We start from the raw sequence: 10477 nt of genomic DNA on the forward strand, positions 1-10477 counted from the left end.
GACATCGACGCCAGATTCCCGATGGATTCATAGACAATGTTGCAGATCCCAAGGCTCAGGCCCTCAAGGCAATCTGCGGTGTTGCCCAGAGAAGAACTGGGATACAGCTCCACAGTGATGGCGCCATCGGTCTTTTCATTGACGGTCTTTGCAAACACCTCGGCGGACTTGTACACGGGATCGGTTTCACCCAAGCTCAAGTGCATCTTCATGGTGTAGCTCTGTCCGGCGGCAGCGGCGCTGCCGGAGCCGTTGCCGGAGCCCGAGTTGTCTCCGCAACCGGCCAGCAGGGAGGCGCTCATTGCTGCGCAAAGCAAAGCCGCTAAGATTCTCTTCTTCATATTTTTTCCCTCTCTTTACGTATATAGCGTTTGGTACTTCTGGAAATCGTTTTAGTATATCATTGATCTGTCTGGGGAAACAACACCGGAACCGACTTGACGGGGTCCAGTTTTCGGGACATACGAATGCCGGACAATTCGGCAATTGCCAGTTCCACCGTTACAAGCACCCGGTTTCCTTCTTTGAGATGGCCGCCGTATTCGTTGCCCTCGGCATCCGCAAAGCAGGCATGAATGTGGGGCGCCGCCTTCCCATCGGCTTCCCCGCAGACAATTCCGTTCAGGCCCACCAGCTCGATGGGGGTGGGCTTGCTGATGGGGGTTACATAGCCGTAAAGCCCGGGCTTGCCCGGCATCTCCTGCGGGTCGAAGAAAGTGCAGCCGTCCAGACTGCCGATGCCGGAGAGAATAATGCCGCTGAGGATATGGTGCTCGTCACAAAACTGTTGAATGGACAGCAGAACGTCTTCGCCCGGCTCAATGCGCAGCACGTGTACTTTTTTGAGGGTTCCCTCTGCGTGTTTCATACTTCCAATGGTTCCTTTCCAGGGTAAAGTATCATTTTTCCGGGGACGCCGCTTTGAATGGCTTCCAGTGCCTTGTCAAATTCTTTCAGCGCAAAACGTCGGCCAATGACCTTATCCAACTTATAGTAGGGACCTTTCATCACGGTTTCAAAGTCTGCCCAGGTCTCCCAGATTTTTCTGCCGGAAACACCGGTCATCTCTACCTCCCGGTAAATCAGGTCGTTGGTCAGATCTAACGTGACATCTTTGGCGGGAAGACCCACGCACACCAACCTTCCCGCCGCGCGGACACACCGCAGGCCGGCACGGATGGCAGGCTCGGCGCCGGTAATATCAATGGCGGTATCTACCCCGATGCCGCCGGTCAGCTCGTGAATTTCTTCAACCAGATTACATTTGCCGCTGTTCAAAGCCACGTCGGCCCCCATCTCCCGGGCTGTTTCCAAGCGCTCGTCCACCAAATCGCAGGCAATGACCAGCTTTGCGCCAAAGGTTTTGCTGGCGCTGATGGCCGTCAGCCCAATGGGACCGCACCCGCTGACAAGCACGGTTTTGCCCGCCACCTCGGCGCTTTCAACGCCATGCACGCCCGCACCCATGGGCTCGAACAAGCAGGCAGCCTCATAGGAGAGATCGTCGTCTAGCAGGAAGGTGCTGTCCCATCGAATCTTGGCATACTCGGCAAACGCGCCGTTTTCCGTTACGCCAAACAGCTTGACATCCTTGCAGATATGGGGCAGTCCGTTTTTGCAAAACCAACAACGATTGCAGGGAATGTGCGTTTCGCAGGAAACTCGATCACCCACCTTTCGGCCATGGACACCCTTGCCCACTTCAACAATATCCCCCGCCATCTCGTGGCCGGGAATCAGCGGGGGTTTAATCCGCAGCTGAGACCATTTGTCCCAATCCATAATGTGCAAATCCGTACCACATACAGCGGTGCAGCGAATCTTAATTAATACCTCATCGTCATTAATCTGGGGTATGGGTAGGTTTGTACGATAAACAAACTTCCCCGGTGCCACGCTCTCCTTGACAAGGCCGCACATCGTTCCCTTCAAAGTGCGCTCCTCCTTAGTTCAGATACGATTTCACCTGTGAGATCACCGTTTTGGTAGAAACTCCGTAGGTATCTTGCAAGGTTTGAAGCGTACCTGCCGCCAGATAACGGTCAGGCAGGGCGATCTTCTTCAAAACGGCGGACACTTGCTCGTCCACCAGCAAATTGGCGACCAAACTGCCCAAGCCGCCAACAATGCTGTGGTTTTCCGCGGTAACCACCAGACGGCCGGATTTCTTCACCTCTGCCAGAATGGTTTCCCGGTCCAAGGGCTTAATGGTGGGAACATGCAGAACTGCCGCGTGGATATTGTCTTTTTCCAGAGCCTCCGCCGCATCCAGACAGCGCATGGTCATTTCACCGCAGGAGATCATCAACACATCGACGCCATCCCGCAGCAGCTTGGCCTTGCCGATTTCAAACTGATAATCGTACTTGTCCAGCACGACCGGAACACGGTTTCCACGCAGGAGGCGCATGTATACCGGGCCGTTAAAAGCGGCGACTGCTTTGGTGGCCTGCTGCATTTCCAACGCGTCGCAGGGATCAATGATGGTCAGATTGGGCATGGAACCAAGGATGGCCAGATCGTCTGTGGCCTGATGGCTGGGACCGTAGCCCGACTGAAGACCGGGCAGGCCGCCAACAATCTTTACATTGGTGTTGTGCTCGCAAATTGCCTGAGAAATGAAGTCATAGCATCTTCTGGCAATAAACGTGGCGTATGTAGTGGCGAAGGGGATGAACCCCTCCTTGGCCAAGCCGCCGGCAGCACACATCAAAAGCTGCTCGGACATTCCAAGATTATAGAACCGCTGGGGAAAGGCGTCTCGGAACACATGAATGTCCGTATACTTGGCGAGGTCTGCACTCAGGCCGATAATCTTGTCGTTTTCCTTGGCCAGCTCAATCAAAGCGTTGCCAAAAGGCTCTGCCATGGTCGGATGATTTGTCACGACGTTGGAGTCGCTGATCACACTTTTGATACGGTTGCTCATTAATCCTTACCCCTTTCCAATTCGCTGAATGCCCGCTCCCAGCCCTCTGCGTCCAGACTGATAAAATGGCTCTTCTGATTGCCGATCAGGAAGGGAACTCCGGTGCCGGGTACGGTATCGCAAAGAATGATGTGGGGTTTCTTTTCAGTGGAATTTCTGGCCTTATCCACCGCTTCCATCACCTGCGTAATGCTGTTGCCATTGATCCGCTGCACATCAAACTTAAAGGCGCTGAATTTTTCGTGCAGAGGTTCGGTATCCAGTACCGCGCTGGTAAAGCCGTCCGCCTGAATCCCGTTGATGTCCACAATCCCAATGATGTTGTCAAGCTGATAAGCCCCGGCGGACATGGCTGCCTCCCAGGTGGGGCCCTCGGCCATCTCGCCGTCGCCCATCATGACGTAGACCTTTGCATCAGACTGCTTTAATTTCAGGCCCATTGCCATGCCCACGGCAATGGGCAGTCCAAGGCCGATGGAGCCGCCGGAAATTTCGATGCCGGGCGTATAGGCAGGCATACACGACATGGGAAGATGGCTGTTGTCAAGACCATAGGTATCCAGCCAGTCCTTGGGGAAAAACCCCTCTTCCGCCATCGCTGCATATACCGCAATGGCATTGTGCCCTGCGGAGAGGAGAAACCTGTCCCGGCCTTCCCATTTCGGATCGTCGGCGTGGAATCGCATAGCGTGGGAATACAACACCGTCAAAAAGTCCGCGGCACCCAGTGATTGAGAAATAAAACCGCGCTTGTCCACATGCGCCATTCTCAGGACATTTTTACGAACTTCATACGCTTTATCGATGAGTTCTTCTTTATTCATGATAGCTCCCTTCCTCTTCCGAAACCTCGTTTCATCCAACGTAGGATGTTTATACGTTATACTATCATTGACTTCAAAACGCGTCAAGAATGAATGTTTATAAAAAGTGAGGTCGGTTTTTGTAACATTTAATAAAACTTCCCGGAAATAGACGTAAGAGCAATGTAGCGCCATGTTTTGGGAAAGTTGCATCAAAAAATCGGCAGACAGCGATTTCCCGCTGTCTGCCGATCAATGGCACGTATTTCCTGTGTTTTGTAGGTGTTTTTCTATAAATGCGCTGAAAACGGTCCTTTTGAAAACCTTTGAAGAGTTCGACGGAGTACGCTGTCGCGCTGTGCCCTCTCAGTTGTATCTGCGCTTTTTGTACATGGCTATGGAGAGGGGAATCGAAATTGCCGTCAGCACGGCGGACAGCAGGGGGATGCCAAGTTGAAGAACCATGGTAAGAAACCTTGTTGGAATCTCTCCGCTCTCGCCAGGAGCCATTAAGTACGCCACAAGGCCTGCACCGCCCACGGCCACGACCACCATCAGAAGAATAAAAAACGTTCTTCCTTTTTCCACGCCGAACCGGAACATGAGAGGCATAGTCACGGCCATCATCAAAAAGCCCATGCACATGAACGGCAGCAGCATGGACATGGAAAAATTCGATGTGACAAACAGCCCCAGCAGGAAATTGCTCAGGGCACTCAAAATCGTGGCGCAGACCACCGCCAGCCAGCCCAGCAAATATTTGCTCATAACCACGTCGCTGGCGGTATAGGGCATCATGGCGGCCAAATCGTCCCATTTGCTCCGCTCGTCATAGGCCATAGCAGTATAGGGCAGCATGCCGCAGTAGACAATTGCAAAGACAGTCATGTTCCCCTGAGGAATCGCCGCAAAAATTGCAATCATCAGAAGAAACATCTTCATTTGCCGCAGAAGCACAAATATATCCTTTTTTAAAAGCGCCTTCATCCCTGCTTTTCCCCCTTCACCAGAAACAAAATGATATCCTCAAGACTGGGCCGCTCCACAGGCAGCGAGGCGGGGACCAGACTCCGCTTTACTAGCGCCCGCGCGCCGTAGGGCGATTCCTCCGCGCCTAGCACCGCCCCTTGGGGCAGCTCCGAAAGACGGCTTTTGCTGCAGGCGATAATGCCGTATTCGTCCCGCAGCGCGTCCTTTTCCATAGAGAACCGCAGGCGGCCTCTGTGGAGAAACGCAATGTAATCGCACAGCTTTTCAAGGTCACTGACGATGTGGGAGGAGATCAGTATGGAGCAGCTCTCGTCCCGGGTAAACTCGGAAAAAATCTCAAGAATCTCATCTCGGACAATGGGGTCCAGACCGCTGGTGGCTTCGTCCAGAATCAAAAGCTTCGGGCTGTGACTTAGAGCCACGGCGATGGCCAGCTTCATGGTCATGCCCCGGGAATAATCCTTAAATGCCTTTTTTAGAGGCAGGCTGAAGCGCTTTAAAAAACCGTCGTAAGTCGCCGCATCCCAGCGTTGGTACGTATCCGCCATGATGAGGCCAACCTGTCGGGCGTTCAGGGTTTCTGGAAAATGGGATTCGTCCAGTACGATTCCCACGTCATCCTTCACCCGACAAAACTCCGGGCTGCGGTTATCCACCCCCAGAACGCGGATTTCGCCGCTGTCGGGCCGCATGGCATCCATAATCAGGCGGATGGCAGTGGTTTTACCCGCCCCGTTTTCTCCCACCAGTCCGCAAATGGACCCCTGAGGCAGCACAAGGCTTAAATCCTGTATAGCGAAATCGCCCAGGCGCTTATTTACATTTTTTATTTCAATCGCATCCATGGTTCATTCTCCCTCTAAAATAATTCGCAGCATCGAAATAAGTTCTCCGTCCGTGACACGGCAGCTCCCGGCAAGGTCGGCGGCGGCTTGCAAATGGCCTTCGATTTCCCGCAGGCGGCTCTCCCGGATCAACTCTGTGTTTTGTTCCGCCACAAAGCAGCCCTTGCCTGCCACCGTGTAAACAAAGCCCTCCGCTTCCAGCTCGTCATAGGCTCGTTTGGTGGTGATGACGGAGATGCGCAGGTCCTTTGCCAGCGCTCGGATGGAGGGCAGCGCAGCCCCCTGATCCAGCGACCCCGCTACAATCTGATCCCGAATCTGGGAGGCAATCTGCTCGTAGATGGGTGCGCTGGAGGAATTACTCAATAAGATTTCCAAACTGTGTTCACCTCGCATACTGTTCATGTACAGTATATACAGCTAAAGAAAAATGTCAAGGAAAAAATTTTGGAAGCCCAAAGAATTTTTTTTCACTGGGGAATCGGCGGGGAAAACACTGTAAAAGCGGCGAAAACTATGGTACAATGTCCGCGTTGCAGGCGCATGCCTGCTTGAACTGCGGCTATCCCTGCGTGGCAGGTGTATCAGGATGGATAGAAAGGGGCGAGGGCATGGAGATGGAGTTAGGTCAGAGCACATTGACGCTCTGGTGGAAGCCCGCGCCCGATGGGGGGGAAGTGACGGCTGCGGCTTCCGGGGAACAGCATGTTTTCCTGCCGGAGCGGGTCCGGGGCCTTCCGGTGACGGCATTGGGACACCATGCTTTTTCTCCCAATCGCCCCGCGCCGGAGGGGGAACCCCTGCGCATTGTCTGCGGAGGGGGAGCGCCGGGGGACAAACCACGGGGCATCCAGGCCGTGACCCTTCCGCCCACGCTGCGGCGGGTGGGGGATTACGCGTTTTACAACTGCTCTGCCCTGATGGAGTTGCACTTTGCGGAACCGGTGCACGATTGGGGCAGCGGCGTGTTTATGAACTGCGGCGATCTGCGCCGGTTTTTCGTCCGGGCGCGGGACGGCAGGGCGGAGAGCCTTTCCTATATTACAGGGGAGCTGGCCACAGAGCTGGACGTAAGCGTTGCCTATCCCGACGGGGAGACAGCACGGCTGATCTTCCCCGAGTATCGGGAGGTATTGGAGGAAAACGCCCCCGCCCACCACTTTGATTTTCACCTCTACGGCTCGGGCTATCCCTATCGCCATGTGTTCCGGGACCGGGCACTGTCCCTTCAGGAGTATGACCGACTGTTTCCCGGCCTTTTGGAAAAAGAGCACGACCCCAATTGCGCCCTGCGCCTTGCATGGCACCGGCTGCGCGCGCCCCGGGAGCTGACGGAACAAGCGGGTGAGCGTTACCGGACGTATTTGAAGAGCCGGACGGAGGACGTGCTGGCATGGCTTCTTGAAGGGCGGGACAGCCGGGGCCTTGCATGGTTTTTGCCCCTGAGTGGCGCGGACGGGGACACTTTGCGCACGGCGGCGGAGACGGCCCGACGGTTGGGGTTAACGGAGCCGCTGGCGCTGCTGTTGGAGCGGCTGCGGGAAGGCGGCCCGGAAGGGCTTCATAAATCATTTGACTTGTAAGGGGGCGGCAGTGCTGTGGCAGAGAAAAAAACACGGGAGGAAATCGGACGAGAAATTTTGCGGGCGGCCCAGAGCGAACTGTATCTGAATTTCCCATATTTGGACGCGGCGCTGAGTGGACTTGCATTTCTTCCGGCAAACGGGATGACGCTGGCCATTGCCACCGACGGAGAAACACTGTATTACGATGCGGACTATCTCTCTGAGCGCTTTTTGCGGGGCGCGGAGAGCATCAACCGGGCGTACCTCCACACGATTCTCCATTGTCTGCTGCGCCATCTCGCCAAAAAGCAGGGCCGGGAACCGGAACTGTGGGACTTGAGCTGCGATGTCGCCGTGGAGAGTATTTTGGACGGGCTGACCAGTCCCTGTCTTGGAATTGCCCCTGCGCCCATGCGCCGCAGCCTGTATGGAAGCCTGCGGGAGCATATGAAGGTGCTCACCGCTGAGGGAATTTATCGAGAACTTTTGCGCCGGGATCTGCCCGAATACGAGCGAGCACGGCTCCAGCGGGAGTTCTTTGCCGATGACCACGGGCTTTGGGACCCGCAAGGGAAGAAGGATCAGGAGCGCAACGAGCGTCAGGACCAGAAGTGGCGCGCCGCGTCCGAGCGGGCGCAGACGGGGATGGAAACAGTGCTGGCGGGCAGAGCCGTGGGCGGCGAGGCGGTTTACGAGCAGGTGAAGGTGGCGAATCGTCCGGGCGTTGACTACCGGGCCTTTCTCAGGCGGTTTGCTGTCCCGCGGGAGGTGCAGGGCGTGGATGCGGATGGCTTTGATTATGGCTTCTATGCATACGGACTGCGGCTTTACGGCAACCTGCCCTTGGTGGAGTCGCCGGAGACGCGGGAGGAAAAGCGCATCGAGGATTTTGTCATCGCCATTGACACCTCCATGTCCACCTCGGGGGAGCTGGTGCGGCAATTTCTCTCCGCCACCTATTCGATTCTAAAAAGCACAGAAACCTTTTCCACACGGGTGAACATTCGAGTAATCCAATGCGACGACCGGGTGCGGGATGATACGGCCCTCCATGATTTAAAGGACTTAAAAGCCTATATGGAGAATTTTCAACTCATCGGCGGCAGCGCCACGGACTTTCGCCCGGTGTTTTCTCATGTGGAAGAGCTGCGCGCCGCAGGGGAATTGGCGGGACTGCGGGGATTGATCTACTTTACCGACGGGATGGGCCGGTATCCCGAAAAGCGCCCGCCCTATGAAGCGGCGTTTGTGATGCCGGAGGACCCGGCGCTGGGGATCGATGTGCCGCCATGGGCCATCCGTCTGACGCTGACGGAGCAGGAGCTGGAAGCCGCCGCGCATCAGGCGGGAGAACCGGCGTATACGGAGAACCCCGGCGGAGTGGACGAACGGGACGAGGATGACCTTCTGGAACTGCCGGAGTTGTAAGGAGACAGACGAATGAACATCAAACAGGCGAAAGAGGAGCTTACAAATACCCTGCGGGCGTATCTTGCCAAAGATGAGCTGGGGAACTACCTGATTCCCGCCAACCGACAGCGGCCCGTGCTTCTGATGGGCCCTCCGGGCATCGGCAAAACGCAAATTATGGAACAGATCGCGGCGGAGACGGGGGTGGGCCTTGTGTCTTATACCATCACGCACCACACCCGCCAAAGTGCTGTGGGGCTGCCCTTCATTGAAAAGCGCACCTATAACGGGCGGGAGTTTTCCGTCACGGAGTATACCATGAGCGAAATTCTTGCTTCGGTCTACGATTTGATGGAGCAAACCGGCCTGCGGGAGGGAATTTTGTTTCTGGACGAAATTAACTGCGTCAGCGAGACGCTGGCTCCCATGATGCTGCAATTCTTGCAGAACAAGACCTTTGGAAACCAGAAGCTGCCGGAGGGCTGGCTGATTGCAGCGGCGGGAAATCCCCCGGAGTATAATCGCTCTGTCCGGGATTTTGACGTGGTGACGCTGGACCGGGTGAAGCGTATGGACATTGAGGAGGATTTCACCGTCTGGAAGGAATACGCTCGCCGCAAAGGGCTTCACGGGGCAGTGGTGTCATATCTGGACAGCAAACGGGAGCATTTTTACCGCATCGAAACCACGGTGGACGGCGTACAGTTTGCCACGGCCCGGGGCTGGGAGGATTTGAGCGAGTTGCTTTTTGCCTATGAGACGCTTGGCCTTCGGGTTGGGGCCGAAGTGGTGGGGCAATATATCCAGTTACCCCGCATCGCCCGGGATTTTGTCGGATATCTAGAGCTTTATGCCAAGTATCAGCGGACCTGGCGGGTGGATGAAATTCTGGAGGGGAAGTGGGCCGCGGTGTCCGTTTCCGAGCTGCGCAGCGCTCCCTTCGACGAAAAACTGTCGGTGCTGGGGTTGCTGCTGGGCCGCCTTGGGCAGGAGGCAAACCACGTCCGTATGCAGGACGCGCTGACGGAGGCTCTCCACGCCGATCTCACCGACTTCAAGGCCCGCCTCGGGGCAGAAACCGGGGCGGCGGAAGCCTTACTGGCGCTGGAAGATGGCCGTCGAGAGGCCATGCGCCGCGCCGCCGCCGCGGGGCAGACGGACAAGGAGCGCCGCAACTTGGAGCAGCGGGAGCTGGATGCCTTGGCCCGCTATCGGCAGAATCTGGAGGACCGAGGCGTGCGCGACGAGCTGGCCATGGACGCAATACGGGAATGGTTTGGTGCAGAGGTAGAGACTCGCAAGACTGCCGCCGAGGAAACGGGTCGCCGCTATGACAATGTATTTCGCTTTTTGGAGGAAGCCATTGGCGACTCGCAGGAGCTGGTGGTTTTCGTGACGGAGATTACCGCCGGATATGACACCTCTTGGTTCGTGGAGCAGTTTGGCTGTGAGGCCTATTACCGTCACAACAAAGAACTGCTGCTTGACGATCGCCGCACGCAGCTGCGCCGGGAACTCAAGGCGGAGCAGTCCAAAGAATAGATAAAAATACGGGGACCCGGCATACAGGGTCCCCGTATTTTTGCGTGAATGCACGTACCTGATTGGAATTTGAACGAGCTTCTCATTTCACAATTCTGAACTGTTAAGAAAGTTTGCCAAGGGGAAAATTTTTCTTGACAGACAAGACTTCCGCGCCTATAATAATTGTCTCCGACCGAACGGTCGGTCGGAGACTTAGCACCCACTAACTTTGCGCCTGGCGCAGATAAAAGGAGATCTGTATGAAACGAACCTTAGCGCTGCTATTGGCGGCCTTGCTGACAATGGCCGTCGCGCTGCCGGTGCTGGCGGATGACCGCGTCCAGTCGCCGACGGAGCCGATTGCGTCTTCTTCCTCCGAAGCGGATGCGGCGGGAACAGACGCGGGAACGG

The 10477-nt window shown here is 55.9% G+C and carries 11 protein-coding genes; 3 read left to right on the forward strand and 8 right to left on the reverse strand.

The annotated features are described in order from the left end of the window. From RT018_RS06630 to RT018_RS06665, 8 genes are all read right to left on the reverse strand, one after another. On the reverse strand, positions 1 to 341 hold a 341-nt coding region (locus tag RT018_RS06630; RefSeq protein WP_397359863.1), incomplete at its 3' end, for a TRAP transporter substrate-binding protein. A 59-nt stretch (positions 342 to 400) separates the two neighbouring features. Continuing rightward, entirely contained in the window at positions 401 to 868 is a 468-nt protein-coding gene (locus RT018_RS06635) for a DNA-binding protein (protein ID WP_312940368.1), read from the reverse strand. Next, entirely contained in the window at positions 865 to 1932 is a 1068-nt protein-coding gene (locus RT018_RS06640) for a zinc-binding dehydrogenase (RefSeq protein ID WP_312940369.1), read from the reverse strand. Before RT018_RS06640 ends, RT018_RS06635 begins: the two co-directional genes overlap by 4 nt. Before the next feature lie 13 nt (positions 1933 to 1945). Continuing rightward, a complete protein-coding gene (locus RT018_RS06645) occupies positions 1946 to 2929 on the reverse strand; it encodes a transketolase C-terminal domain-containing protein (RefSeq protein ID WP_312940371.1) in 984 nt (327 codons plus the stop codon). Beyond that, positions 2929 to 3753, reverse strand: coding sequence for a transketolase (locus RT018_RS06650; RefSeq protein WP_312940373.1), 825 nt, complete (start codon positions 3751 to 3753; stop codon positions 2929 to 2931). The genes RT018_RS06645 and RT018_RS06650 overlap by 1 nt, the downstream gene beginning before the upstream one ends. 345 nt (positions 3754 to 4098) lie before the next feature. After that, positions 4099 to 4719, reverse strand: a complete 621-nt coding sequence (locus RT018_RS06655; protein ID WP_312940375.1) for an ABC-2 transporter permease — start codon at positions 4717 to 4719, stop codon at positions 4099 to 4101. Beyond that, a complete protein-coding gene (locus RT018_RS06660) occupies positions 4716 to 5567 on the reverse strand; it encodes an ABC transporter ATP-binding protein (protein ID WP_312940376.1) in 852 nt (283 codons plus the stop codon). The genes RT018_RS06655 and RT018_RS06660 overlap by 4 nt, the downstream gene beginning before the upstream one ends. A gap of 3 nt (positions 5568 to 5570) precedes the next feature. Beyond that, positions 5571 to 5945 carry a GntR family transcriptional regulator gene (locus RT018_RS06665; protein ID WP_312940377.1) on the reverse strand — a complete coding sequence of 125 codons (375 nt, stop codon included), beginning with the start codon at positions 5943 to 5945 and terminating at the stop codon, positions 5571 to 5573. Between the two features lie 233 nt (positions 5946 to 6178). On the opposite strand from RT018_RS06665, the gene RT018_RS06670 reads away from it, so the two are divergent. The 3 genes from RT018_RS06670 to RT018_RS06680 are packed head-to-tail and all read left to right on the forward strand — an operon-like array spanning position 6179 to position 10084. After that, positions 6179 to 7150: a leucine-rich repeat protein gene (locus RT018_RS06670; RefSeq protein WP_312940379.1), complete on the forward strand. Its 972-nt coding sequence runs from the start codon at positions 6179 to 6181 to the stop codon at positions 7148 to 7150. A gap of 15 nt (positions 7151 to 7165) precedes the next feature. Then, positions 7166 to 8560, forward strand: coding sequence for a DUF2201 family putative metallopeptidase (locus tag RT018_RS06675; protein ID WP_312940380.1), 1395 nt, complete (start codon positions 7166 to 7168; stop codon positions 8558 to 8560). Positions 8561 to 8572: 12 nt separating this feature from the next. Then, on the forward strand, positions 8573 to 10084 hold the full coding sequence (locus RT018_RS06680) for an AAA family ATPase (protein WP_312940382.1): 1512 nt from the start codon (positions 8573 to 8575) through the stop codon (positions 10082 to 10084). Positions 10085 to 10477 lie beyond the last annotated feature (393 nt).

It is taken from the genome of Oscillibacter sp. (genome assembly GCF_032060045.1).
Taxonomy (GTDB): domain Bacteria; phylum Bacillota; class Clostridia; order Oscillospirales; family Oscillospiraceae; genus Oscillibacter.

Excerpts from the sequence above, each read along its gene's own strand:
- RT018_RS06635 (WP_312940368.1), bottom strand. The coding sequence starts at position 868 with ATGAAACACGCAGAGGGAACCCTCAAAAAAGTACACGTGCTGCGCATT.
- RT018_RS06645 (WP_312940371.1), bottom strand. The coding sequence starts at position 2,929 with ATGAGCAACCGTATCAAAAGTGTGATCAGCGACTCCAACGTCGTGACA.
- RT018_RS06650 (WP_312940373.1), bottom strand. The coding sequence starts at position 3,753 with ATGAATAAAGAAGAACTCATCGATAAAGCGTATGAAGTTCGTAAAAAT.
- RT018_RS06655 (WP_312940375.1), bottom strand. The coding sequence starts at position 4,719 with ATGAAGGCGCTTTTAAAAAAGGATATATTTGTGCTTCTGCGGCAAATG.
- RT018_RS06660 (WP_312940376.1), bottom strand. The coding sequence starts at position 5,567 with ATGGATGCGATTGAAATAAAAAATGTAAATAAGCGCCTGGGCGATTTC.
- RT018_RS06670 (WP_312940379.1), top strand. The coding sequence starts at position 6,179 with ATGGAGATGGAGTTAGGTCAGAGCACATTGACGCTCTGGTGGAAGCCC.
- RT018_RS06680 (WP_312940382.1), top strand. The coding sequence starts at position 8,573 with ATGAACATCAAACAGGCGAAAGAGGAGCTTACAAATACCCTGCGGGCG.